The following is a 25,187-nucleotide window of genomic DNA, read 5'->3' on the forward strand; positions in this document are numbered from 1 at the left end:
AAACCATCATCCTTTCTCTTTTCTATTTTTTTTATTAGGGAGGGTCCGACCAGTACCGGGAAACCCGATGACCGATCTTCTCTTCACGCTGTACCCTTGGGTGAAATCGCTGCACATCATGGCGGTGATCTCGTGGATGGCGGGTTTGTTTTATCTGCCGCGTCTGTTCGTCTATCACGTCGAAAAGGCGCAGGCCGTCGACGGCGCGCCAGAGATCTTCTTTGAAATGGAAGAAAAGCTGCTGCGCGTGATCATGCGGCCGGCGATGATCGTAGCCTGGGTCTGTGGCCTCATCATGGTATTCACTCCCGGCATCGTCGGGTGGGACTGGTCCTGGCCCTGGGTCAAGGGCGCGGCGGTGATCGGCATGACCTGGTTCCATCACTGGCTGTTGGCCCGGCGCAAGGATTTCGTCGAAGGCCGCAACACGCTCACAGGGCGCCAGTACCGCATGATGAACGAGGTTCCGACCGTTTTGATGGTCATCATCGTTCTGGCGGTCATTCTGAAGTTCTGAGGGCCATTTCCGCACCGGTTTGACTCGGGCGGCGACCGGCCTTATGTAGGGATCAACCCATCCGTCCGGATGGCGCATCTTCCTGTTTGAAATTCAACGCTGTGCCGCACCCTTGCGGCCAAGGTCCGTATCATCATGACAACCGAATCCCTGAATCTGGCCGATCTGAAGGCCAAAAGCCCCAAAGACCTTCTGGCCATGGCCGAAGAGCTCGAGATCGAAAACGCCTCGACCATGCGCAAGGGCGAGATGATGTTCCAGATCCTGCGCGAACGCGCGGATGAGGGCTGGACCGTGGGCGGCGACGGTGTGCTTGAGGTGCTGCAGGACGGCTTCGGCTTTCTGCGCTCGCCCGAGGCGAACTATTTGCCCGGCCCGGACGACATCTATGTCTCGCCCGAGATGATCCGCCAGCACTCGCTGCGCACCGGCGACACGGTCGAGGGCGAGATCAAGGCCCCCGAAGAGAACGAGCGATATTTCGCGCTGACGAAGGTGACCAAGATCAACTTCGAAGACCCGGAAAAGGCGAAACACAAGATCGCCTTTGACAACCTGACGCCGCTCTATCCGGACGAGCGGCTGAAGATGGAGATCGAGGACCCGACCATCAAGGACAAGTCGGCCCGGGTGATCGACCTGGTTGCGCCGATCGGCAAGGGCCAACGGTCGCTGATCGTGGCGCCGCCGCGGACCGGTAAAACGGTGATCCTGCAGAACATCGCGCATTCGATCGAGCGCAACCATCCGGAGTGCTACCTGATCGTCCTGCTGATCGACGAGCGCCCCGAAGAGGTGACCGACATGCAACGCTCGGTGAAGGGTGAGGTGGTATCCTCGACCTTTGATGAACCGGCGACCCGCCACGTGGCCGTGTCCGAGATGGTGATCGAAAAAGCCAAGCGCCTGGTCGAACATAAACGAGATGTTGTTATTCTTCTCGACTCGATCACAAGACTTGGTAGGGCATTCAACACCGTGGTCCCGTCATCCGGCAAAGTTCTGACCGGTGGTGTGGACGCCAACGCCCTGCAGCGGCCCAAACGATTCTTTGGTGCGGCGCGCAACATCGAAGAGGGCGGTTCGCTGACCATCATCGCCACCGCGCTGATCGACACCGGCAGCCGGATGGACGAAGTGATCTTTGAAGAATTCAAGGGCACCGGCAACTCGGAGATCGTTCTGGATCGCAAGATCGCAGACAAGCGGGTGTTCCCGGCGATCGACATCCTCAAGTCCGGCACCCGCAAAGAGGACCTGCTGGTCGACAAGGGCGATCTGGCCAAAACCTTCGTTCTGCGCCGTATCCTCAACCCGATGGGCACAACCGACGCGATCGAGTTCCTGTTGTCCAAGCTGAAACAGACCAAGACCAATTCCGAGTTCTTCGACTCGATGAATACCTGATACGGTCTTGTAACCGACGCGAGGCCTTCGAATGGAAACGATATTCGCCTTGGCCAGCGCGCAAGGCAAGGCAGGGGTCGCTGTGATCCGCCTGTCAGGACCGCAATCGCACCACGCGGCCAAAGTTCTGTCGGGTGGAGATTTGCCGTTGCGTGGCATGTGCCTGCGTGAGTTGCAGGCACCTGACGGGTCGCGTCTGGATGACGGGCTGGTCCTGACCTTCCACGGTCCGTCCAGCTTTACCGGCGAAGATGTTGCCGAGCTGCAGATCCATGGCAGCACGGCTTCGGTCAACGCGGTTCTGCGCGTCCTGTCCGAAATGCCGGATCTGCGACTGGCTGAACCGGGCGAGTTCACCCGGCGTGCTCTTGAAAATGGGAAGATGGACCTTGCCCAGGTCGAAGGCCTGGCCGATCTGATCGACGCAGAGACCGAGGCCCAGCGCAAGCAGGCTCAGACCATTCTGGCTGGCGAGTTGGGCGACCTGGCGGAACGGTGGCGGCGGGATTTGATCCGGGCGGCCTCATTGCTGGAGGCGGTCATCGATTTTGCCGATGAAGACGTGCCAACGGATGTGTCACCCGAAGTCCGATCGCTTGTGAATGCTGTCATGGCGGATCTGGAGCGGGAGGCGAAGGGCGTGAGGATTGCCGAGCGGATCCGCTCCGGCTTTGAAGTGGCTATCGTCGGCCCACCGAACGCGGGCAAGTCGACCTTGCTGAATGCGCTCGCGGGCCGGGAGGCGGCAATTACTTCGGAATATGCTGGCACCACCCGCGACATAATCGAGGTGCGGATGGACTTGGCAGGTCTGCCGGTCACGTTGCTGGATACGGCCGGGTTACGCGAAACCGAGGACCATGTAGAGGGTCTTGGGATTGCTCTGGCCAGAAAGCGGGCGGAAAATGCCGACCTTCGCGTATTTCTGACCGAGGACCCCGAAGCGTTGGGAATCGGTATGCAATCCGGCGACATCCAGGTACTGCCGAAATCCGACCTTCGTTCAGATGGGACCGAGGGTGTGTCGGGGAAGACAGGTCAGGGAATCGATCGCCTGATTCACAACATATCGGTAGTTTTGAGAGACAGAACCGCCAGATCTGGTATTGCCACCCGGGAACGCCATCGTGTTGCAATGCTGAAATCCTCGGCCGCTCTGTCCGAAGCACTCAGGGTTCTGGATTCTGGCCCGGACCTGTACGATATTGCAGCAGAAGAGCTGCGGACCGCCATCCGCGCGTTGGAGTCTTTGGTTGGTCGGGTAGATGTGGAAAATCTGCTGGACGAAATATTCGCCAGCTTTTGTTTGGGTAAATGAGGAGTGTTTCACGTGAAACATTCGGAGTTTGACGTCGTCGTTATCGGAGCGGGACATGCAGGGGCCGAGGCGGCCCACGCTGCGGCGCGGATGGGTGCGCAGACAGCTTTGGTGACATTTTCGGAAACCGACATCGGTGTCATGTCTTGCAATCCAGCGATCGGCGGACTTGGAAAAGGCCATCTGGTTCGAGAGATCGACGCGCTGGACGGCGTTATGGGACGGGTTGCAGACCGGGCGGGAATTCAGTTTCGCCTTCTGAACCGTCGTAAAGGGCCGGCTGTTCAAGGGCCCCGTGCGCAGGCCGACCGCGCGCTGTACCGGGCTGCAATGCAACAGGAAACAATGGCGCGCAAGAACCTCGAGGTCATTACCGGAGAAGTCATAGATTTCCGAATGGACGGCCATCGCGTTGCCGGGGTGGTTCTGTCTGACGGATCTGAAATTCCGGCGAAAGCGGTTATACTGACCTCGGGAACGTTTCTGCGGGGTGTGATCCATATTGGCGATGTTCAGAGGCCCGGAGGCCGTATGGGCGACAGGCCGTCTGTGCGACTGGCTGAGCGTTTGGATAGCTATGACCTGCCGATGGCGCGGCTGAAAACAGGAACGCCTCCTCGACTTGATGGACGCACGATCGACTGGGACGGATTGGAACGACAGGATGGTGATGATGACCCGACCATGTTCTCATTTCTGTCCATAACACCGGTGGCGCCGCAAATCTCTTGCGGAATCACTCATACGAACGCGCGAACCCATGAAATCATCGAAAAGAACCTGACCCGTTCCGCGATGTATGGAGGGCATATCGAGGGAGTGGGGCCGCGATATTGCCCTTCGATCGAAGACAAGATCGTTCGGTTTGCGGACAAGGACTCCCATCAGATTTTCCTGGAGCCTGAGGGGGTCAATGACCACACCGTGTATCCAAACGGGATTTCGACTTCGCTGCCTCAGGATGTCCAAGTGGAGTACGTCCATTCCATCAAAGGCCTTGAGGCGGCAGAGATCTTACAGCCGGGTTATGCCATCGAATACGACTATGTGGACCCGCGTGTGTTGAAAGCGTCCTTGGCCTTACCTGAGATCCCGGGACTATATCTTGCGGGGCAGATCAACGGAACCACAGGATATGAGGAAGCGGCCGCTCAAGGCTTGGTCGCGGGCCTGAATGCCGCGCTGGAAGTTCAGGGGCGAGATGCAATTCATTTTACCCGAGCTAACAGCTATATTGGTGTGATGATTGACGATCTGACCACACGGGGCGTGGCGGAACCGTATCGGATGTTCACCTCGCGCGCCGAGTTCCGTCTGTCCTTACGTGCCGACAATGCGGATCAACGCCTTACGCCGCAAGGCCTGGAAATTGGGTGTATATCGGATCATCGTCGCCTGGCTTTTGAAATAAAAATGGAAAAGCTGGGCGCTGTGAAGTCAGTACTAACCGAAAGGACTTATACCCCCAAGGAAATTCGCGCAGCTGGCATCGAAGTGAATCAGGATGGTAACCGCAGGGACGGAATGGCAATCTTGGCTTTTCCGAACGTGTGCTTCGAGGACCTTGTGCCGCTGATCCAGCAGCTGGACGGTGTCGACCAAGACACCCGTCGGCAGATCGAAAGGGACGCGCTATACACCAACTACATAGCTCGGCAACAACGAGATGTCGAAGCCATGAAGCGCGACGAAACCCATGCCATACCTGCGGATTTTGACTATTCCTCGCTCACAGGCCTTTCGAATGAGTTGAAGCAGAAGCTGTCAACCGCGCGACCAGCAAACATTGCCCAAGCGAGCCGCGTGGAGGGTGTTACACCTGCTGCTTTGACCTTGGTACTGGCGAAACTCAGAAGCAGTCAGAGAGCAAAAAAGGCATGAACGGCGACTCGTGCGCTTCGCCCGATGGCTTGAATGTTTCACGTGAAACATTCAAAAAGCTGTCAATCTTTGTCAATCTACTGCGAAAGTGGAATCCGAAGATAAACTTGGTTTCGCGCAGCACTCTGCCTGAGGTTTGGTCGCGGCACGTAAAGGACTCGATCCAGGTCTTTCATTTGGTTGAGCCAAAGAATCACTGGGTCGACCTGGGCAGCGGTGGCGGATTTCCCGGGCTGGTCTGCGCGATACTGGCCTCTGAAACATCGCCCGAGACGGAATTTGCCCTGGTTGAGAGCGATCAGAGAAAATCGGCGTTTTTGCGGACCGTCATTCGAGAAACCAAGGCCAACTGCTCGGTGATTTCAAAGCGGATCGAGGTTGTGGATCCCTTGGGCGCTGATGTCCTGTCCGCAAGGGCACTCGCGGACCTGACGACCTTATTGTCATTTTGTGACAGGCATTTAAAGGAAGATGGGGTGGCCGTGTTTCCCAAAGGCGCCACCTGGAAAAAAGAAATCGACGCGGCACAACGGGAATGGAATTTTACCACGGAGACAGCTAATAGTTTAACTGACCCCCAGGCTGTCATCCTGAAGATCAAAGGAGTCTCACGTGGTTGATCTGTCGCGCCCTGCAGGACCTCGTATCATGGCAGTTGCCAATCAGAAGGGTGGGGTTGGCAAGACTACGACAGCGATCAATCTGGCGGCTGGTTTGGCCGAGGCGGGATGCAAGGTTCTGGTCGTGGATCTGGACCCGCAGGGAAACGCGTCCACCGGGCTTGGGGTCGAGGATCGTGATTGGACCACGTATGACTTGATCCTGGACGAGGCACCCTTGGAGGCCGTCGTGCAGGAAACCGAAATCGAAAACCTCAGTATCGTTCCGGCTACGGTTGACCTCAGCTCGGCAGACATTGAGCTGATCTCGAATGAAAAACGCAGCTACTTGCTGCACGACGCGCTCAGGCAACCGGCAATCGACAAGTTCAGTTTTGATTTCGTTCTGATCGACTGCCCGCCGTCCCTCAATCTGCTGACAGTCAACGCGATGGTGGCGGCGCATTCGGTTTTGGTTCCGTTGCAAAGCGAGTTCTTTGCACTGGAAGGCCTGTCGCAACTGATGCTGACGATTCGAGAGGTTCGCCAGACCGCGAATCCAGACCTCAGAATCGAAGGTATTGTGTTGACCATGTATGACAACCGCAACAACTTGTCCCGGCAGGTCGAAAAGGATGCGCGTGACAATCTAGGAGAGATGGTATTTAAAACCAAGATACCCAGAAATGTCAGGGTCAGCGAAGCGCCGTCATTTGCACTTCCGGTCCTTCAATATGACTCGGGGTCTCTGGGGGCGATGGCGTACCGGCATCTGGCACGCGAAATCATGCAAAAGAACAAGAAAGTGGCTGCCTGAGCGGCTGTCAGGAGGGCGAAGTGAGCGCCAGAAAAGGAAAACCTCGCGGATTGGGGCGCGGCTTGTCCGCCTTGATGGCGGATGTATCACAGGATCCTGAAGGCCGGGTCACGGCTGAACCACGTCGGCCGGACTTGAAGGTTCCGATCGAGAAGCTGCGGGCAAACCCGAATCAGCCGCGCCGTACATTCTCGCAGGATCAACTGGACGAGCTTGCTGCCTCGGTCAAAGAGAAAGGGATCATCCAGCCCCTGATCGTTCGCCCGGTTGGCGGCGGAGAATATGAAATCGTCGCGGGTGAGCGCCGCTGGCGCGCCGCGCAGATGGCGCAGTTGCACGACATTCCGGTCATCGTGCGCGAATTTGACGACACCGAAGTTCTGGAAGTCGCCATCATCGAGAATATCCAGCGGGCTGATCTGAACGCCGTGGAGGAGGCCGCTGGCTTCAAGCAATTGATGGATCGGTTCGGCCACACCCAGGAAAAGCTGGCCGAAGCCCTGGGCAAGAGCCGCAGCCATATTGCCAACCTTCTGAGGCTGCTTTCACTGCCAAGTGACGTTCAAGCCCTTGTTATTGAGGGTAAACTTTCGGCCGGACACGCGCGCGCCCTTATCACGGCGGAAAATCCGTCCGAACTGGCGAAAATTGTCGTAAAAGACGGCTTGTCAGTCCGCGCGACCGAGGCACTGGTCAAGAAGCAACAACAGGGCGACAAGGATCGTCCCGCACCGCGGTCGCGTGACCTGAATGCAGGTAAGGACGCGGATACGCGGGCTTTGGAAAAAGACCTTTCTGCGATTCTGGCGATGAAGGTGGTCATCAACCACAAGCCCGGAACCGAGACCGGGCAGTTGGTGTTGACCTATGAAAACCTGGATCAACTGGATGATCTGTGTGCCAAGCTCAGCCGTTAGGGCGTGACCAGATAAAGATCATCACCGCGCCCAAGGTCACGGCCTGAATAATCAGGACATGGCTGGGCACAGAGACTAGAACCGACAAACCAAAGACGGCGGCAACCGACAGGGTCGCCGCCTTTTTTGCGGCTGGCCGGATCGCGCCCGAGGTTTGCCAATCAAGGATCAACGGGCCGAAGGTTCGGTGAGACATCAGCCAGTTGTGCAGCCGGGAAGAAGAGCGCGCGAAACAGAAGGCGGCCAGCAATAGGAACGGAACGGTGGGAAGCAGGGGCAGGGCAACACCGATCATGGCCAACGCAACGCAGAGCAATCCCAGTGTGGCCCACAAATAGTGCATGTCTAATCCAGCAACTCACGGATCACCGCATTGAGAACCGCGCGGCCGTCAGCAGTGGCGGAAACGCGTGGCCCGTCTTGGGTGATCATTCCGATGTCTTGCAGGTAGTCCAGTTTGGGTTGCGGCAAAGGGTGGCCGGACAGGCAATTGAAACGGTCCATATCTAGACCTTCAGTCAAGCGAAGACACATCATGAGGTATTCGTTCGCTTGTTCTTCGTCGGTCAGGGGGGTCCGCAGCTTTTCGCCATTTCCTTGCGTAGCGGCATTCAGCCACGCGGTCGGTGCCAGATGGGTTTCGGTTGCGATCCGTTGGCCATCTACCGTGATCCGCCCATGGGCACCCGGTCCGATGCCGACATAATCGCCATAGCGCCAATAGATCAGGTTGTGCCGCGACTCGGCCCCGGGAACGGCGTGGTTCGACACCTCGTAGGCGGGCATGCCGTGGGCTTCGCAGACCTCTTGCGTGGCCAGGTACATGTCGGCGGCGTTGTCGTCCTCGGGCAGGCCACGCAGCTTGCCGACCGAGTAGCGGTCGCCAAAGGCAGTGCCTGCCTCGATGGTCAGCTGGTACAGTGACAGATGGTCGATCGCCATCGACAGCGCCTCGGTCAGCTCGGCGCGCCAGGCTTCAGGCGTTTGGTACTGGCGGGCATAGATCAGGTCGAAGCTGACCCTGTCGAAACAGGTGCGGGCAATGTCGAAGGCGGCGCGTGCCTCGGCCACGCTATGGATGCGGCCCAGCCGCCTCAGATCTTCGTCATTCATCGCCTGAATGCCCATCGAGATCCTGTTCACGCCCGCATCGCGATAGGCGGCGAACCGTCCGGCCTCGACCGAGCCGGGATTGGCCTCGAGCGTGATTTCCATGTCATTGGCGGGTCGCCACAGGCTGCGGGCGGTGTCGATCACGGCGGCGACGGTTTCGGGCGCCATCAGCGATGGGGTGCCGCCGCCAAAGAAGATCGTGTTCAGAACCCGGTCGGGGGTTTCAGTGGCCGAGCGCTTCAGCTCGGACAGATATTCGTCAAGCCATTGTTTTTGATCAATATTTCTGGAAACATGGCTGTTGAAGTCGCAATAGGGGCACTTGGCCTCGCAAAAGGGCCAATGCACGTACAGGCCAAAGCCCCCGTTGCGCCAATCATCCGCCAAAGCAGCCTTTCACGAACAGTTCCACCGCGCGACCACGGTGGCTGATCTTGTTCTTTTCCCAGCGATCCATCTCGGCAAAGGTAATGTCGAATCCGTCAGGGACGAACATCGGATCATAGCCGAACCCGTCCTTGCCACGGATCGGCCAGACCAGATGACCGGGTGCGACGCCCTCGAACACCTCGTCATCGCCGTCGGGCCAGGCCAGAACCAACGTACAGCGGAACTGGGCGGTGCGTGGATGCGGAGCGTTGCGCGCCTCAAGCTCGGTGTGGGCGCGGGTCATGGCCATCAGGAAATCGCGGCCATTTCCGGTTTCGGCCCAGTCGGCGGTGTACACGCCCGGCGCGCCATCCAGCGCATCGATGGTGATGCCGGAATCGTCGGACAGGGCCGGCAGACCAGTGGCCTGTGCGGCCGCGTGGGCCTTGATGCGCGCGTTGCCGACGAACGTGTCCTCGGTCTCTTCGGGTTCGGGCAGGTTCATCTCGGCCGCGCCCACGACGGTCACGCCAAAGGGCTCGAGCAGATGGGCCATCTCCTCGAGCTTGCCTTTGTTGTGCGTGGCCACCAGCAGCCGATCACCTTCGAACCGGCGGGTCATGCGGTGGCGGCCTTTTGCGCGGCCACCAGCTCGGACACGCCTTTTTCGGCCAGTTCCATCAGCTGATCCATCTGCGCGCGGCTGAAGACCGAACCTTCGGCGCTCATCTGCACCTCGATCAGCTTGCCCGAGCCGGTCATGATGAAGTTTCCGTCAACGCCGGCTTCGCTGTCTTCGGGATAGTCCAGGTCCAGAACGGGCTGGCCGGCATAGATGCCGCAGGATACGGCGGCGACCGGATCGACCAGCGGGTCCGTGATCACGTCGCCGGCCTTCATCAGCTTGTTCACCGCCAGCCGCAGCGCGACCCAGCCGCCGGTGATCGAGGCGCAGCGGGTGCCGCCATCGGCCTGCAGTACGTCACAATCGACGGTGATCTGGCGTTCGCCCAGGGCGACGCGGTCGACCCCGGCGCGCAGGGCACGGCCGATCAGGCGCTGGATCTCGACGGTCCGGCCACCCTGTTTGCCGCTGGCGGCCTCGCGCCGCATCCGGGTGTTGGTCGCGCGGGGCAGCATACCGTATTCGGCGGTGACCCAGCCCAATCCCGACCCCTTGATGAAGGGCGGCACGCGATCTTCGATCGTGGCGGTGCACAAAACATGGGTGTCGCCGATCTTGATCAGGCAGGAACCTTCGGCATGTTTGGTAAACCCGGTCTCGATTGAAACCGGGCGCATTTCGCTTAAATCTCGTCCAGAGGGTCGCATGAGATATCCTTTGTCTGCTGGCTTGGGGATAACGCCCGGCATGGCAGCGATGCAACCCCGATTGACCTTTCTGTTGGCAGCTATTTAATGGCCACCCAGCAAGGGAACCACCGATGAGTGAAGCGAGCAAAATTCTGGACGAGTTGAACGACCGGTCGCGGGAAGTGTTTCGCCTGATCGTCGAAAGCTATCTGGAAAGCGGCGAGCCTGTCGGCAGCCGCACCCTCAGCCGGTCGCTCAGTGAAAAAGTCAGTGCGGCAACGGTTCGCAATGTCATGCAGGATCTCGAGTTTCTGGGCCTTTTGGGCAGTCCGCATGTCAGCGCCGGCCGGGTGCCCACACAGGTCGGGTTGCGCATGTTCGTCGACGGCCTGCTGGAAGTTGGCGACCTGGGCGAGGACGACCGCAAGAAGCTGGATGAGACACTGGGCAGCAATTCCGGTGATGTCAGCGGTATGCTGGATCGCGTCGGGGCTGCCTTGTCGAACGTCACGCATGGCGCGTCGCTGGTGCTGACACCCAAGCACGAATCTGAAATCAAGCATATCGAGTTCGTTTCCCTGGGCCATGACCGGGCCCTGGTGGTTTTGGTTTTCGCAGATGGCCATGTGGAGAACCGGCTGTTCACGCCACCACCGGGTCAGACGCCCAGTTCGATGCGTGAGGCGGCCAATTTCCTGAACGCCCTGATCGAGGGCCGGAAACTGTCTGATGTGCGCCGGATGATCCAGACCGAAATCGCAGCGCGCAGGCAAGAGATCGACGTGCTGGCCCGCGAGCTTGTGGAAAGCGGCCTTGCGGCCTGGGAGGGTGAGGCGTCGGACTCGGCGCGTCTGATCGTGCGCGGGCGGGCGAATCTGCTGGGCGAAACCGGTCAAGAAGAGGAGCTGGAGCGAATCCGGGTCCTGTTTGACGATCTGGAACGCAAGCGTGACATTGCCGAATTCCTCGAATTGACCGAGGAAGGCGAAGGTGTGCGCATTTTTATCGGTTCCGAGAACAAACTTTTCTCACTTTCGGGTTCCTCTTTGGTGGTGTCTCCTTATATGAACGCTGATCGAAAGATAATCGGCGCCGTTGGCGTGATCGGGCCGACCCGTCTGAACTATGGGCGGATCGTGCCGATCGTGGACTACACGGCGCAACTGGTTGGGAAGCTGATTTCCGATCGGAGCTAGAGGGTAAAAGATGGCAGAGCCGAAGAACGAAGACTTTCTGGACGACATTGCAACTGCCGAGGCGGAAGAAATGGCCGAGGAACTGGCCGAGATCAGCGAAGAAGCGCTGGAACTGGATGCCCTGAAGGCCGAGCGCGACGAGTTGCGCGACAAGTTCATGCGCGCCCTGGCGGATGCGGAAAACGCACGCAAGCGTGGCGACAGGGCCCGCCGCGAGGCCGAGCAGTATGGTGGGTCCAAACTGGCGCGCGACATGCTGCCGGTCTATGACAACATGAAACGAGCGCTCGAGGCGGCTACGGACGAGCAGAAAGAAGTTGCAGCCGGCCTGATCGAAGGTGTCGAGCTGACCATGCGCGTGTTGAAGGACGTATTCCAGAAACACGGGATCGAGGTCATCACACCCGAAGTTGGCGACAAGTTCGACCCGAACCTGCACGAAGCCATGTTCGAAGCCCCGGTGCCGGGCACCAAAGCGGGCGAGATCATCCAGGTCTCGGCCGAAGGGTTCATGCTGCATGACCGCCTGCTGCGTCCGGCGCAGGTGGGGGTCAGCTCGACCCCGGCCAGCTGACGGGCCAGTACTTCAATGACAATTGAATGGGGCGGTCAGGATCTGGCCGCCTCTTTCAGTTTGTAGATCAGGTCCAGTGCTTCGCGCGGGGTCAGCTCGTCCGGCTGGATCTTGTCCAGCATATCGGTGACCGGTGAGGCCTTCGCAGCCGGTGGCGGCGGGGGCGGTGCGGCGGAAAACAGCGGCAGATCATCGATCAGCGCTTTTTGCTTGCCGCCCTCGCGCTCGGTCTTCTCCAACTGGTCTAGAACCACACGCGCGCGCTCGACGACCGAAGCCGGCAGGCCCGCCAGTTGCGCGACCTGCACGCCATAGGATCGGTCGGCCGCGCCCTTGTGGACCTCGTGCAGGAAGATCACTTCGCCCTCCCATTCCTTGACCGCGACGGTGGCGTTTTCGACGCCCTCCAGCTTGCCGGCCAGCGCGGTCAGTTCGTGGTAATGCGTGGCGAACAACGCCCGGCAGCGGTTGGCGGCGTGCAGATGTTCCAGCGTGGCCCAGGCGATGGACAGGCCGTCATAGGTGGCGGTGCCGCGCCCGATTTCATCGAGGATCACCAGCGCCCGGTCATCGGCCTGGTTGAGGATCGCCGCGGTTTCGACCATCTCGACCATGAAGGTCGACCGGCCCCGCGCCAGATCGTCGGAGGCGCCCACGCGGCTGAACAGCTGGCTGACCAGCCCAATATGGGCGCGTTCGGCCGGAACGAAACTGCCCATCTGTGCCAGCAGCGCGATCAGTGCGTTCTGGCGCAGGAAGGTCGATTTACCGGCCATGTTGGGGCCGGTCAGCAGCCAGATGGCCGCACCGTCCTCGGCGCTGAGGTCGCAGTCATTGGCGATGAAGGCATCACCGGATTGCTGGCGCAGCGCGTGCTCCACCACCGGGTGGCGGCCCGCGACGATGTCGAAGGCGCGCGAGCTGTCCACCTGCGGGCGGCACCAGTTCTCGCCCCGGGCCAGATCGGCCAGCGCGGTGGTCAGGTCCAGCTCGGCCAGCCCGCGCGCGGCTTGATTGATGCGGGCAGCCTGCGCCAGAATCTCGCCAGAAAGCCTTTGATAGAGCCGCTTTTCGATCTCAAGCGCCAGGTTGCCGGCGTTCAGGATGCGGGTTTCGATCTCGCTGAGCTCAACCGTGGTGAACCGCACCTGGTTGGCGGTGGTCTGGCGGTGGATATAGGTCTCGGAAAAGGGCGGGTTCAGCATCTTTTCGGCATGGGTGGCCGTGGTTTCGATGAAATAGCCCAGCACGTTGTTGTGCTTGATCTTCAACGAGGCGATGCCGGTGTGCTCCGCGTATTTCTGCTGAAACCCGGCAATGACCGAGCGGCCTTCGTCACGCAGGGTGCGGGCCTCGTCCAGCTCGGCGTCGAAACCGGGCGCGATGAAGCCGCCATCCCGCACCAGCAGGGGCGGGTCGGCGACTAGCGCCTGATCCAGCAGGTCGAGCAGATCGTCGAAGCCCACGAGGTTCTGCACCGCGGTTGCCAGCAGCACGGGCAGGTCCTGACCGGCGCAGATCGCGGCAATCGCCTGCGCCTGCGCCAGCCCGTTGCGGATGGCGGCCAGATCGCGCGGGCCGCCGCGCTCCAGCGACAGACGTGACAGGGCGCGGTCCAGATCGGGCGTCTTGCGCAGCGCCTCGCGCAGATCGGCGGCGATCAGGCTGTCCTGGGCGGCAAAATCGACCGCGTCCAGCCGCGATTGGATCACATCCAGATTGCGCGAAGGGCTGGACAGGCGTTGTTCCAGCAGGCGCGCGCCGCCCGGGGTCACCGTGCGATCCACCACCGACAGCAGCGATCCGGCCCGCCCGCCCGACAAAGATCGTGTCAGTTCCAGGTTCCGGCGGGTGGCCGCGTCGATCTGCACGACGCGATCCTCGGATTCCTTCATCGGCGTCTGCAGTAGCGGCAGTTTGCCCTTCTGCGTGATTTCCAGATAGTCGATCAGCGCGCCCATGGCCGAGATCTCGGCCCGGCCAAAGCTGCCGAACGCGTCCAGTGTGCCCACGTGAAACAACCCGCAGATGCGTTTTTCCGCCGCAGTGCTGTCGAAACTGGCCCGCCCGATGGGGGTGAGTGCGATGCCCAGGTCTTGGACCGTCTCGCGCAGATTGGCCTCGGCGCCATCGGCCACGATCAGCTCGGACGGGGCCAGCCGGGCCAGCTCGGGGCTGAGGCGGACCGAGGTCAGCGGCATCACGTGAAACGCCCCGGTCGAGATGTCGGCCCAGGCCAGCGCGGCCTCGTCGCGCACCTCGGCATAGGCGGCCAGAAAGTTGTGGCGGCGGGCCTCCAGAAGGGCGTCCTCGGTCAGGGTGCCGGGAGTGACAAGGCGCACCACATCGCGCTTTACCACCGATTTAGAGCCTCTTTTCTTGGCCTCGGCCGGGCTTTCCATCTGTTCGCAGACGGCGACGCGAAAGCCCTTGCGGATCAGCGTCAGCAGATAGCCCTCGGCCGAATGTACCGGCACGCCGCACATGGGGATGTCTTCGCCATTGTGCTTGCCGCGCTTGGTCAGGGCGATGTCCAGCGCCTCGGCGGCGTTCACGGCATCCTCGAAGAACATCTCGTAGAAATCGCCCATGCGGTAGAACAGCAGGGCGTCTTTGTGGGCCTCTTTGATTTCCAGGTATTGCGCCATCATCGGCGTGACGTTGGACAAGGCTGCTCCCCTCTGGCGTATTCCGGCGCGACCTTACAAATCCCCCAACCGCGACGAAAGGTGAAATCGCATAGTCGTTGAGGCGCGCTCCCGCCTGCGGTAAGAGGCGAAAAGCCCCGAAGTCATGGAACCGACCGTCACAATGCCCAAAGCGAAGATCACCAAAGAAGAGGCGCTGGCCTTTCACCTGGAACCCACCCCCGGCAAGTGGGAGGTGCAGGCCACCGTTCCCATGACCACGCAGCGCGATCTGTCGCTGGCCTACAGCCCCGGCGTGGCGGTTCCTTGCGAGGCCATCGCGGAAAACCCCGAGACCGCCTATGACTATACCAACAAGGGCAACCTGGTGGCCGTGATCTCGAACGGGACGGCGGTTCTGGGGCTGGGCAATCTGGGCGCGCTGGGCAGCAAGCCGGTGATGGAGGGCAAATCCGTCCTGTTCAAACGCTTCGCCGACGTGAACTCGATCGACATCGAGCTGGACACCGAGGACCCCGACGAATTCTGCCGCGCGGTGCGGCTGATGGGGCCGACCTTCGGCGGCATCAACTTGGAAGACATCAAGGCGCCCGAGTGTTTCATCATCGAGCAGCGCCTGAAGGAAGAGATGGACATCCCCGTCTTTCACGACGACCAGCACGGCACGGCGGTGATCTGCGCGGCGGGGCTGATCAACGCGCTGCACATCTCGGGCAAGAAGATCGAGGATGTGAAGATCGTCCTGAACGGGGCCGGAGCGGCGGGAATCGCCTGTATCGAACTGCTCAAGGCGATGGGTGCCCGGCATGAAAACTGCATCGTCTGCGACACCAAGGGCGTGATCTATCAGGGCCGGACCGAGGGCATGAACCAGTGGAAATCGGCCCACGCGATTTCGACCGAGCTGCGCACGCTGGAAGAGGCCATGAAGGGCGCCGACGTGTTCCTGGGCGTATCCGTCAAAGGCGCGGTCACGCAGGAGATGGTTGCCAGCATGGCCGACAATCCGGTGATCTTCGCCATGGCCAACCCCGATCCGGAAATCACCCCGGAAGAGGCGCACGAGGTGCGCGTTGACGCCATCGTGGCCACCGGACGCAGCGACTACCCCAACCAGGTCAACAACGTTCTGGGCTTTCCCTACCTGTTCCGCGGGGCGTTGGACATCCACGCCCGCGCCATCAACGACGAGATGAAGATCGCCTGCGCCCACGCGCTGGCCCGGTTGGCGCGCGAGGATGTGCCCGACGAAGTGGCACTGGCCTATGGCAAATCGCTGACCTTCGGGCGCGACTACATCATTCCCACGCCGTTCGATCCGCGTCTGATCCATCGGATTCCGCCCGCGGTTGCGAAGGCCGGGATGGACACAGGCGCGGCCCGGCGGCCGATCATCGACATGGAGGCCTATGAGCTGAGCCTCAAGTCGCGCATGGACCCGACCGCCAGCATTCTGCGCGGCCTGAACGCCCGGGCCCGTGCGGCACAAAACCGGATTGTCTTTGCGGAAGGTGACGACCCCCGCGTTTTGCGTGCGGCGGTGATGTATCAACGGTCAGGATTTGGCAAAGCCCTGGTGGTGGGCCGGCACGATGACGTGAAAGCCAAGCTCGAGGCCGCTGGTCTGGGTGACGCGGTGCGTGAATTGGAGGTGATCAACGCCGCCAACACGCAGCACCTGCAAACCTACAAGGACTTTCTCTACAAACGCCTGCAGCGGCGCGGGTTCGATGGCAAGGACGTACATCGCCTCGCGGCCCGCGACAGGCATGTGTTTTCCGCGCTGATGCTGGCCCATGGGCACGCCGACGGGTTGGTGACAGGCGCAACACGGAAATCGGCGCATGTTCTGGACCAGATCAATCACGTATTCGACGCCGACGCTGCCCATGGCGCCGCCGGGATCACCGCGCTGTTGCACAAGGGCCGGATCGTGCTGATCGGCGACACGCTGGTGCATGAATGGCCCGACGAGAACGACCTGGCGACGGTTGCCGAACGCGCCGCCACGGTTGCCCGTCATATGGGGCTAGAACCGCGGGTGGCGTTTGTAAGCTTCTCGACCTTTGGCTATCCGGTGTCCGAACGGACCGAAAAGCTGTACAAGGCCCCGCAAGTGCTGGAGGCGCGCGGCGTCGATTTCGAATACGAAGGCGAGATGACCGTCGACGTGGCGCTGAACGCCCACCAGCAAGAGGCCTATCCCTTCTGCCGCCTGACCGGGCCGGCCAACATCCTGATCGTGCCCGCGCGGCACTCGGCCTCGATTTCCACCAAGCTGATGCAGGAAATGGCCGGAGCCACGGTAATCGGCCCGATCCTGACCGGCATCGACAAGCCGATCCAGATCTGTTCGACCGGCTCGACCGCGAATGACATTCTGAACATGGCCATCCTGGCCTCGTGCGACATGGCGTGATCCGATGGCGATCTGGAACCTGGGCTCGATCAATGCCGACATGGTCTATGCGCTGCCGCACCTGCCGGCGCCGGGTGAAACCCTGGCGGCCAGCGGGTTGCAGCGGTTTCTGGGCGGCAAGGGCGCGAACATGTCTGTTGCAGCCGCGCGGGCCGGGGCGCATGTGCGCCATATTGGCGCCGTGGGGGCCGACGGGCTGTGGGCGCGCGACCGGTTGACCGAATACGGGGTCGACACGCGGCACATCGCGCAGGTCGATCAGCCCACGGGCCATGCGATCATCGCCGTGGATGCGCAGGGCGAGAACCTGATCATCCTGTACCCCGGTGCCAACCACGCGATCGGGGCCGATCAGGTTTCCGCCGCGCTGGCAGACTCTGACACGGGCGATCTTATGGTGTTCCAGAACGAAACTATCGCACAGGTCGAGGCCGCGAAGCTGGGCCGCGAGCGGGGTCTGACAGTGTGCTATGCCGCAGCCCCATTCAGCGCGCCGGCGGTGCAGGCGGTGCTGCCCTATCTGGATTTCCTGATCCTGAACGAGGTCGAGGCTGCCCAGCTGCAACAGGCCACGGGGATGGCCCCGTCCGATCTGCCGGTCGAGCATGTCATCGTCACGCTGGGGTCAAAAGGGGCCCGATATCATCAACGCGGGCAGGCGGCGGCGAAGTTTCCCGCCCACAAGGTCAAGGCCGTGGACACGACCGGGGCCGGGGACACCTTTACCGGATATGTCCTGGCGGGAATGGACCGGGGGATGCCGATGGCTCAGGCCATCACCCAGGCCAACCGGGCGGCCGCGCTGATGGTGATGCGGCCGGGCACGGCAGACGTCATTCCCGATCTGAAAGAGGTGCGCGAGGCCGGGCTGGGTTAAGATCCGGCAAACGGCGCGGCGCTGCCCCACAGCTGCCGGACCCGCGCATCGCGGCCGCAGGCCTTGCGATACGCCTTGTAGGCATTCAGCTGGCGTTTCGGCCCGAACCGGGTGAATACCAGCTTTTTGCCCTTGTAGTAATCCTGATGATAGGCCTCGGCCGGATAGAACGCCCCAAGCGGCAGGACCGGAGTCACGATGGCCTGACCCAGCGCACGCTGCGCTTCGGCCTTGCTGCGTTCGGCCAAAGCTTTTTCGCCTGTGTTAGAGACGAAAATCGCGGTGCGATAGCTCTCACCCCGGTCACAGAACTGGCCACCGGCATCGGTGGGGTCGACCGAGCGGAAAAACAGGTTCAGCAGGGTTTCACGGGAAACGCGGGCCGGATCGAAGGTGATCTGCACCGCCTCGTAATGGCCGGTGCCGCCGCTCGTGACCTGGCTGTAGGTGGGGTTCGGAGTTGTGCCGCCGGTATAGCCCGAAACCGCGTCGATCACGCCGGGCACGGACTCAAAATCAGCCTCGACGCACCAGAAACAGCCGCCCGCCACGGTCAGCGTCTCGGCTCCGGCCGCCGGGGCCGGCTGAGCGCGCAGGATCAGCGCCAGCGCAATCAGTGCAAACAGAAGGGTCAGTTTGATCTGGTCGAGGCAACGGGTCATGGCGGATCTCCTTTCCGCCTCAGGCTGCCGCGCAACGGGGCGGCTGACAATCGGCTGAAACCGTTTGTCACGCGGTGGTGAGCCGAGTTTATCGCCTAGCCCAGCAATTGCCCCAGCTTCATCGCGACACCCATGTCGCCCGAGATCTTGAGCTTGCCCATCATCACCCCGGTCATCGGGTTCAGCTTGCCGGTCAGCAGTTTGCCCAGATTGTCGCGCGAGATGCGGATGGTGCAATCGGTCTCGCGGTCCTGGGTGGTGGCCGTGTTGTCGGCCAGCACGATCACGCCATCGGCGCCGCAATCGAATTTCAACGAGCCGTCAAAGCGCTTGTCGGCCAGTCCCTTCTGGATTCCCTCGGCGATCTCCTGCAGCATCCCTGCCTCCCTATTTCGCACTTGCGTTCGGGGTGACAGAGGGCAGGGGCCGGGGCAAGCGTGACCTTACGGGAAACCGCTCAGCCCAGGGCCTGATGCGTGCGCGGGCAGGGCTGCCCGTCGTAGAACGCATCCAGAACCGCCTGGAATTCAGGCGGAGCATCGGGCACGGCGGCGAACAGGGTCATGGACGACCGCAGCTTCTTGGCATCCACCTTGCCCAGAATTTCGGCCGGGTCCTTGCCCGCGTGGGTCAGCATCAGCCGGGCCACCTCGGTCAGGCGGCGGCGCAGTTCGGGGTGAGCCAGATAGGCGGCAGCCTCGTCCAGATCCTCGATCCCGTAGAGCTGCGCCATGTGCGACTGGCCCAACTCGGCCAGTTGCGGAAAGACGAACCACATCCAGTGGCTGGTCTTCTGCCCCTGTTCCAGTTCGCGCAGGACATCGGACCAGACCGTGTCCTGCGCTTCGATGAACATTTCCAGTTCGTCGTTTATGCCGTCATCCTCGGTCACTTGGACAACCGCTTGTCGCGTGCCGCCAGCAGCTTGAGCCGTAGCGCGTTCAGCTGGATGAAGCCCGCGGCGTCTTTCTGGTCATAGGCACCGGCGTCTTCTTCGAAGGTCACATGCGCCTCGGAATACAGCGAATGATCCGACCAGCGGCCCACGGTCGAGGCCAGACCCTTGTACAGCTTCACGCGAACGGTGCCGGTGACATGTTCCTGGCTTTTGTCGATGGCGGCCTGCAGCATCTCGCGCTCGGGGCTGTACCAGAAGCCGTTGTAGATCAGCTCGGCATATTGCGGCATCAGCTGGTCCTTCAGGTGCATCGCGCCGCGGTCCATGGTGATGGACTCGATGCCGCGATGCGCCTCCAGCAGGATGGTGCCGCCCGGTGTTTCATAGATGCCGCGCGACTTCATGCCCACGAACCGGCCCTCGACCAGATCGAGACGGCCGATGCCGTGCTTGCCGCCGTATTCGTTCAGCTTGGTCAGGATGGTGGCGGGACTCATCGCCTCACCATTGATGCTGACCGGGTCGCCTTTTTCAAAGCCGATCTCGATATATTCGGGTTCGTTCGGGGCGTCCTCGGGGTGGACGGTGCGCTGATAGACATAGTCGGGCGCCTGAACGGCGGGGTCTTCCAGAACCTTGCCCTCGGACGAGGTGTGCAGGAGGTTCGCATCGACCGAGAAGGGTGCCTCGCCGCGCTTGTCCTTGGCGATCGGGATCTGGTGCGCCTCGGCAAATTCCAGCAGCTTGGTGCGGCTGGTCAGGTCCCACTCGCGCCAGGGCGCGATCACCTTGATGTCGGGGTTCAGCGCATAGGCCGCCAGTTCGAACCGCACCTGGTCGTTGCCTTTGCCGGTGGCGCCGTGGGCCACTGCGTCGGCGCCGGTTTCCTTGGCGATCTCGATCAGGCGCTTCGAGATCAACGGACGCGCGATGGACGTGCCCAGCAGGTAAAGCCCTTCGTACTGCGCATTGGCGCGGAACATGGGGAAGACGAAATCGCGGACGAACTCTTCGCGGATGTCCTCGATATAGATGTTCTCGGGCTTGATCCCCAGCAACTCGGCCTTCTGGCGGGCGGGCTCCAGCTCTTCGCCCTGACCCAGATCGGCGGTGAAGGTCACCACCTCGCAGCCATACTCGGTCTGCAGCCATTTCAGGATGATCGAGGTATCAAGGCCACCGGAATAGGCCAGAACAACTTTCTTGGGCGCGGACATCTGACTTCCCCTTATGCGTAAGACGATTGGCCCCTAGCGGGTTTTCGACGTGGGGGCAAGAAGCTGTGGATTGACCGGGCGGCGGATTTGCAGTCAAACGGTATCAACCATGGATTGATTAAGGATAATTCGGAATGCTCGGATGGAATATTTTTGCCCACTCGCTTCGGATGGTTTTTGGCAACCTCAAGCAGGTAGCGCAAATCGTTATCGGTCCGGCCATAATCGGAACGGTTGCAATCATCGGCGTGTTCATGGTGTCCGGAATTCCACTCGAGGCATTTGATGACAATCCGAACGGGCTACCGCCGGGGGTGAATCCGGGGGCCCTTATTCTGTTCGCGTTTCTCCTGTTCGTCGTGATGGTCCTCGTCATGGGCTGGATCGCGGTGGCCTGGCACAGATACATTCTTCTGGAAGAGTATCCTTCCGGCGTGCTGCCCACCTTTCGGTTCGATCGCATTCTGGCCTATTTCGGACGCGGGCTGATGCTGGGGATCCTGATGGCAATTGCGTTCCTGCCGATGGGGATCCTGACAGGCATGCTGGGCGAAGGACTGATCGCCGTTTCGATCATCCTGACCATCGGCTACCTGGTTTTCCTGGCTATTTGCTTCTATCGGCTGTCCATCATCCTGCCGGCTGCGGCAATCGGCCAGCCGATTACGTTGAGCGAGGCGTGGAGCAACACGCTAGGTACCGCAGGTACAATCGTCGTCCTTATTGTGGTCTCGTTCCTGTTTCAGTTCCTCGTTCAGCTGGCGATCGGAGTTTTGTCGATCATTCCGGTACTGGGTGTATTGATCGCCCTGTTTTTCGGAATCTTGATCCTGCCGATGATCAACGTCAGCATCCTGACCACGATGTACGGCGTGTTCATCGAAAAGCGCGAACTGGGCTGATCGCCCGTACACCGATGTATTCCTTGCCCTTGTCGGCCTGATGGGGCAGGGAATGCGGCATGAGTGATTTCATGGCCCGCGCCCGCGCCGCCGAACAGGCGATGCGCACCGTGTTTCCTGCAACACCGTTGCAGCGCAATGCCCATCTGTCCGAGAAATATGATGCCGACATCTGGCTGAAACGCGAAGACCTCAGCCCGGTGCGGTCCTACAAGATCCGTGGCGCGTTCAACGCCATGCGCAAGCAGCAGGGGCAGGACCTGTTCGTCTGCGCCAGCGCTGGCAACCACGCGCAGGGCGTGGCCTTTATGTGCAAGCACATGGGGGTCAAAGGCGTGATCTTCATGCCGGTGACGACACCTCAACAAAAGATCCAGAAGACCCGAATCTTTGGAGGCGACAACGTCGAGATCCACCTGACCGGTGACTATTTCGACCACACTCTTGCCGCGGCTCAGGACTGGTGCGCGCAGCAGGGCGGGTATTTCCTGTCGCCCTTCGACGATGACGACGTGATCGAGGGGCAGGCCTCATTGGCTGTCGAAATCGAGGAACAGCTGGGCCGCCTTCCCGATCACGTGGTGCTGCCGGTGGGCGGGGGCGGCATGTCCTCGGGCGTGGCGACATGGTTCGGCGACCGAACCCATTGCCTGTTCGTCGAACCCGCGGGCGGGGCCTGTCTGCGCGCGGCGCTGGCGGCGGGCCATCCGGTGGCGCTGGACAAGGTGGACAATTTCGTCGACGGCGCGGCGGTGGGCCGGATCGGGGACAAGCCGTTCCAGCTGTTGCGTGACCGGCATCTGTCGGACGTGATCGTCCTGTCCGAGGACCGCATCTGCACCACCATGATCGAGATGCTGAACGTGGAAGGCATCGTGCTGGAACCCGCCGGGGCCTTGGCGATCGAGGCGGTGGGCGACATCCAAAGCTTTGTGCGTGGCAAGACGGTCGTCTGCGTCACCTCGGGCGGGAATTTCGATTTCGAGCGTCTTCCCGAGGTCAAAGAGCGGGCGCAGCGCTACTCGGGCGTCAAAAAGTACTTCATCCTGCGCCTGCCGCAGCGCCCCGGTGCGCTGAAGGAATTTCTGAACATCCTCGGCCCCGAGGATGACATCGCCCGGTTCGAATACATGAAGAAATCGGCGCGCAATTTCGGCTCGGTCCTGATTGGGATCGAGACCAGCAAGCCGGACAATTTCCTGCGCCTGTTTGCGCATCTGGACGATGCCGGGTTCGTCTATACCGACATCACCGAGGACGAGACGCTGGCACAATTCGTGATCTGACAGATTACAGGTTGTCCTTTAGGCCGGACATGAATTCCGCGCGCGAGCGGTCGAAGGCCGCGACGACCGCGTCCAGATCGACTTCCGCCCCATGGCCCGCAGCAGCGCGCCGTTCGCCATCCTGACAGAGTTTGGACAGACTCTCAAAACCAAGGCTCAATGCACTGCCTTTGAGGAAATGCAGGTTCTGCTCAAGCGCGGATCGGTCGGTGTCCGACGTCAAGCGGCCCATGACTTCACCGACTTCATCCAGAAAAATCCGGACGACCTCGTCGAACTCCTCGGCCCCGACTTCATCACGCAGCTGGCGCACCCTGGGCCAGTGTATCATCACCGTCCTCCACGTTGACCGGTTCCGTCTCTGAATACCGGTCAGGTGTAAAATACGGGTTAAACCGCTGCGGTGAACAGCTTTCATCGGTTGTTAAGCCGTGCGCCATAGCTTTGCCGCACCCCCGTAGGAAAATGCGCAGAGGTTTCGCGTGCGAGTGTCCAGCCAAATTGAGGCCAAGGCTGACCTGGATTTTGGAGCCATCCGGACGGTGCTGGTGGTCGATGACAGCCGCCTGCAACGCCGTATTCTGGTGGCGTCGCTGAAGAAATGGGGATTCACGGTTGTCGAGGCCGACAGCGGTGAAGAAGCGATCGAGATCTGCAAGAAGGGCCTGCCCGATCTGGTGCTCAGTGACTGGGTGATGCCGGGCATGGGCGGGCTGGAATTCTGCCGCGCGTTCCGCGCGTTGGAGAACGACCAGTACACCTATTTCATCCTTCTGACCTCAAAAAGTGAGAAGCAGGAAGTCGCGCGCGGCCTGGATGCCGGTGCGGATGATTTCCTGATCAAACCGCTTGAAGCAGACGAGTTGCGGGCCCGCATTTCGGCAGGGGCCCGCATTCTTGATATGCAGCGCGAGCTTTCGGACAAGAACCGGTTGATCGAAACCGCTTTGGCCGAACTGCGCCTTGCTCATGACGCCATCGACAAGGATCTGATCCAGGCGCGCAAGATTCAGGAATCACTGGTGCCGGAACTCTATCGGGAATTTGGCAGGTCCCGGGTCAGCCTGCTGCTCAAACCCTGCGGTCACATCGGAGGTGACCTGGTGGGGATGTTTTCGCCGGGCGCGAACCGGATCGGGTTCTACAGCATCGACGTCTCCGGCCACGGTATCACGTCAGCAATGATGACAGCGCGGTTGGGCGGGTATCTGACCAGCCAGCATTTCGATCAGAACGTCGCAATGGAGAAGCGGTTCAACAAGTTCTACGCCTTGCTGCCACCCGAGCAGGTGGCCGCCATCCTGAATGCCCGCCTGATGGCCGACACGGGGATCGAGGAATATTTCACCATGGTCTACGCCATCGTGGATCTGCGGAACGGCCACCTGAGAATGGTTCAGGCTGGGCACCCCCATCCACTGCTGTTGCGCCGGACCGGCCGGGCGGAGTTCCTTGGGGATGGCGGCCTGCCCATCGGATTGCTGCCCGATGTGGCGTTCCAGCAGACCGAAACCTATCTGCAGCGCGGTGACAAGCTGCTGTTGTACTCGGACGGCTTCACTGAATGTCGTGTCAAAAACGGTGATCTGCTGGATGAGGATGGGCTGCAACGGATGGCGCTGGAATGTCTTGGAGCAAACAGCGGGCCTGAGTTTCTGGACGACATGTTCTGGCGATTGACTCAAGGCATGCCGCCGGGCACCGGGATGGAGGATGACGTTTCAGCCGTGTTTTTCGAGTACAACGGAAACTAAAGCCCGGATAGATGCAGCCGCGCGAAGTGCCGGTCGCCTGCATTGCCCAACATGTGAACCGCATCGCCGGTATTCATCCAAACCGCCTCGTGAAAGGGCTCGGTCGGTGGTCCTTTGCGTTGAACCGGGCGGGCTCGGTAGATGAGGCAGACCTTCTCGGCCCACAAATCATATTCGGGCATGTAGGTGAATCGCCGGAACGCGCCAACCCGCCGCGGGTCCGCGATCGACCAACCGGTTTCTTCGAACACCTCGCGATGCAGGGCGACAATCGGCGACTCGCCGGCGTCGATCCCGCCACCGGGCAGCTGCAAGTCGGGTCCGGGTTCGGTCTGGCAGGTCAGCAGCAGGCTGGCCCCGCGCGGCAGCAGCGCATAGACGCCGACCCGGCGCGTGTATTTCCGCCCCGGTTCCGGGGTTTCGCCGAACCGTCTGATCATGTAAGGACCCTTCCAACCCCGAATGTACGACCTATATGGTGGCGATATGCCAACTTGCGGCG

The 25,187-nt window shown here is 61.0% G+C and carries 25 protein-coding genes; 14 read left to right on the forward strand and 11 right to left on the reverse strand.

Going from position 1 to position 25,187, the window contains the following annotated elements; all coding sequences use genetic code 11:
- Positions 1-67 precede the first annotated feature (67 nt).
- The 7 genes from AC2FNZ_RS15320 to AC2FNZ_RS15350 all read left to right on the forward strand — a co-directional run bounded on the left by AC2FNZ_RS15320 (position 68) and on the right by AC2FNZ_RS15350 (position 7,456).
- Positions 68-517: a CopD family protein gene (locus AC2FNZ_RS15320; RefSeq protein WP_093963892.1), complete on the forward strand. Its 450-nt coding sequence runs from the start codon at positions 68-70 to the stop codon at positions 515-517.
- A gap of 135 nt (positions 518-652) precedes the next feature.
- A complete protein-coding gene (gene rho, locus AC2FNZ_RS15325) occupies positions 653-1,924 on the forward strand; it encodes a transcription termination factor Rho (protein ID WP_093963893.1) in 1,272 nt (423 codons plus the stop codon).
- Between the two features lie 31 nt (positions 1,925-1,955).
- The gene (gene mnmE / locus AC2FNZ_RS15330) at positions 1,956-3,242 is read left to right on the forward strand and encodes a tRNA uridine-5-carboxymethylaminomethyl(34) synthesis GTPase MnmE (RefSeq protein WP_496841159.1); all 1,287 of its coding nucleotides are present in this window, start codon (positions 1,956-1,958) and stop codon (positions 3,240-3,242) included.
- A gap of 12 nt (positions 3,243-3,254) precedes the next feature.
- Positions 3,255-5,123, forward strand: a complete 1,869-nt coding sequence (gene mnmG / locus AC2FNZ_RS15335; protein WP_496841160.1) for a tRNA uridine-5-carboxymethylaminomethyl(34) synthesis enzyme MnmG — start codon at positions 3,255-3,257, stop codon at positions 5,121-5,123.
- Positions 5,120-5,743, forward strand: a complete 624-nt coding sequence (rsmG, locus tag AC2FNZ_RS15340) for a 16S rRNA (guanine(527)-N(7))-methyltransferase RsmG (RefSeq protein WP_496841161.1) — start codon at positions 5,120-5,122, stop codon at positions 5,741-5,743. Before mnmG ends, rsmG begins: the two co-directional genes overlap by 4 nt.
- Positions 5,736-6,539, forward strand: a complete 804-nt coding sequence (locus AC2FNZ_RS15345) for a ParA family protein (protein WP_093963896.1) — start codon at positions 5,736-5,738, stop codon at positions 6,537-6,539. Before rsmG ends, AC2FNZ_RS15345 begins: the two co-directional genes overlap by 8 nt.
- Positions 6,540-6,559: 20 nt before the next feature.
- Positions 6,560-7,456, forward strand: coding sequence for a ParB/RepB/Spo0J family partition protein (locus AC2FNZ_RS15350; protein WP_496841162.1), 897 nt, complete (start codon positions 6,560-6,562; stop codon positions 7,454-7,456).
- On the opposite strand, the gene AC2FNZ_RS15355 is transcribed toward AC2FNZ_RS15350, so the two are convergent.
- Genes AC2FNZ_RS15355 through rph form a run of 4 tightly spaced genes read right to left on the reverse strand, consistent with a single transcriptional unit; the run spans position 7,446 to position 10,270 of the window.
- Complete coding sequence (locus AC2FNZ_RS15355) at positions 7,446-7,799, reverse strand: YbaN family protein (RefSeq protein WP_093963898.1); 354 nt, start codon at positions 7,797-7,799, stop codon at positions 7,446-7,448. The two genes, AC2FNZ_RS15350 and AC2FNZ_RS15355, sit on opposite strands and share 11 nt — an antisense overlap.
- A 2-nt stretch (positions 7,800-7,801) precedes the next feature.
- Positions 7,802-8,956 (reverse strand): radical SAM family heme chaperone HemW, encoded by a 1,155-nt coding sequence (gene hemW / locus AC2FNZ_RS15360; protein WP_496841163.1) that lies wholly within the window; start codon positions 8,954-8,956, stop codon positions 7,802-7,804.
- Entirely contained in the window at positions 8,946-9,560 is a 615-nt protein-coding gene (gene rdgB / locus AC2FNZ_RS15365) for an RdgB/HAM1 family non-canonical purine NTP pyrophosphatase (protein ID WP_496841164.1), read from the reverse strand. The genes hemW and rdgB overlap by 11 nt, the downstream gene beginning before the upstream one ends.
- Entirely contained in the window at positions 9,557-10,270 is a 714-nt protein-coding gene (gene rph, locus AC2FNZ_RS15370) for a ribonuclease PH (protein WP_005979825.1), read from the reverse strand. Before rph ends, rdgB begins: the two co-directional genes overlap by 4 nt.
- A gap of 113 nt (positions 10,271-10,383) precedes the next feature.
- Between rph and hrcA the strand changes: the two genes are divergently transcribed.
- Both hrcA and AC2FNZ_RS15380 read left to right on the forward strand, forming a co-directional pair.
- Positions 10,384-11,448: a heat-inducible transcriptional repressor HrcA gene (gene hrcA / locus AC2FNZ_RS15375; RefSeq protein WP_093963901.1), complete on the forward strand. Its 1,065-nt coding sequence runs from the start codon at positions 10,384-10,386 to the stop codon at positions 11,446-11,448.
- 10 nt (positions 11,449-11,458) lie between these two features.
- Entirely contained in the window at positions 11,459-12,022 is a 564-nt protein-coding gene (locus AC2FNZ_RS15380; protein WP_496841165.1) for a nucleotide exchange factor GrpE, read from the forward strand.
- Between the two features lie 35 nt (positions 12,023-12,057).
- Here the strand turns inward: AC2FNZ_RS15380 and mutS are convergent, their stop codons facing one another.
- Positions 12,058-14,673: a DNA mismatch repair protein MutS gene (gene mutS / locus AC2FNZ_RS15385; RefSeq protein ID WP_496841440.1), complete on the reverse strand. Its 2,616-nt coding sequence runs from the start codon at positions 14,671-14,673 to the stop codon at positions 12,058-12,060.
- A gap of 160 nt (positions 14,674-14,833) precedes the next feature.
- Here mutS and AC2FNZ_RS15390 point away from each other — a divergent pair, with 160 nt between their 5' ends.
- Complete coding sequence (locus AC2FNZ_RS15390; RefSeq protein WP_170340692.1) at positions 14,834-17,089, forward strand: NADP-dependent malic enzyme; 2,256 nt, start codon at positions 14,834-14,836, stop codon at positions 17,087-17,089.
- Positions 17,090-17,093: 4 nt separating this feature from the next.
- Entirely contained in the window at positions 17,094-17,966 is an 873-nt protein-coding gene (locus tag AC2FNZ_RS15395) for a ribokinase (protein WP_496841166.1), read from the forward strand.
- Here the strand turns inward: AC2FNZ_RS15395 and msrA are convergent.
- From msrA to AC2FNZ_RS15415, 4 genes are all read right to left on the reverse strand, one after another.
- A complete protein-coding gene (gene msrA, locus AC2FNZ_RS15400) occupies positions 17,963-18,628 on the reverse strand; it encodes a peptide-methionine (S)-S-oxide reductase MsrA (RefSeq protein WP_496841167.1) in 666 nt (221 codons plus the stop codon). The two genes, AC2FNZ_RS15395 and msrA, sit on opposite strands and share 4 nt — an antisense overlap.
- 95 nt (positions 18,629-18,723) lie before the next feature.
- Positions 18,724-19,005, reverse strand: a complete 282-nt coding sequence (locus tag AC2FNZ_RS15405; RefSeq protein WP_093963906.1) for an SCP2 sterol-binding domain-containing protein — start codon at positions 19,003-19,005, stop codon at positions 18,724-18,726.
- An 80-nt stretch (positions 19,006-19,085) separates the two neighbouring features.
- A complete protein-coding gene (locus tag AC2FNZ_RS15410) occupies positions 19,086-19,484 on the reverse strand; it encodes a DUF1810 domain-containing protein (protein ID WP_496841441.1) in 399 nt (132 codons plus the stop codon).
- A 32-nt stretch (positions 19,485-19,516) separates the two neighbouring features.
- Positions 19,517-20,743 (reverse strand): argininosuccinate synthase, encoded by a 1,227-nt coding sequence (locus tag AC2FNZ_RS15415; protein WP_093963907.1) that lies wholly within the window; start codon positions 20,741-20,743, stop codon positions 19,517-19,519.
- 134 nt (positions 20,744-20,877) lie between these two features.
- Between AC2FNZ_RS15415 and AC2FNZ_RS15420 the strand changes: the two genes are divergently transcribed.
- Together AC2FNZ_RS15420 and ilvA are read left to right on the forward strand one after the other, a co-directional pair.
- Positions 20,878-21,645: a hypothetical protein gene (locus tag AC2FNZ_RS15420; protein WP_496841168.1), complete on the forward strand. Its 768-nt coding sequence runs from the start codon at positions 20,878-20,880 to the stop codon at positions 21,643-21,645.
- Positions 21,646-21,704: 59 nt separating this feature from the next.
- Positions 21,705-22,931: a threonine ammonia-lyase IlvA gene (ilvA, locus tag AC2FNZ_RS15425; protein WP_496841169.1), complete on the forward strand. Its 1,227-nt coding sequence runs from the start codon at positions 21,705-21,707 to the stop codon at positions 22,929-22,931.
- Positions 22,932-22,935: 4 nt separating this feature from the next.
- Here the strand turns inward: ilvA and AC2FNZ_RS15430 are convergent, their stop codons facing one another.
- Positions 22,936-23,262 carry an Hpt domain-containing protein gene (locus AC2FNZ_RS15430; RefSeq protein WP_093963910.1) on the reverse strand — a complete coding sequence of 109 codons (327 nt, stop codon included), beginning with the start codon at positions 23,260-23,262 and terminating at the stop codon, positions 22,936-22,938.
- Between the two features lie 157 nt (positions 23,263-23,419).
- Here AC2FNZ_RS15430 and AC2FNZ_RS15435 point away from each other — a divergent pair, with 157 nt between their 5' ends.
- Complete coding sequence (locus AC2FNZ_RS15435; RefSeq protein WP_480729026.1) at positions 23,420-24,685, forward strand: PP2C family protein-serine/threonine phosphatase; 1,266 nt, start codon at positions 23,420-23,422, stop codon at positions 24,683-24,685.
- Here the strand turns inward: AC2FNZ_RS15435 and AC2FNZ_RS15440 are convergent.
- Positions 24,682-25,125 (reverse strand): NUDIX hydrolase, encoded by a 444-nt coding sequence (locus AC2FNZ_RS15440; protein WP_170363967.1) that lies wholly within the window; start codon positions 25,123-25,125, stop codon positions 24,682-24,684. The two genes, AC2FNZ_RS15435 and AC2FNZ_RS15440, sit on opposite strands and share 4 nt — an antisense overlap.
- Positions 25,126-25,187 lie beyond the last annotated feature (62 nt).

The sequence above is a fragment of the Ruegeria sp. SAZA006 genome, from assembly GCF_059613465.1.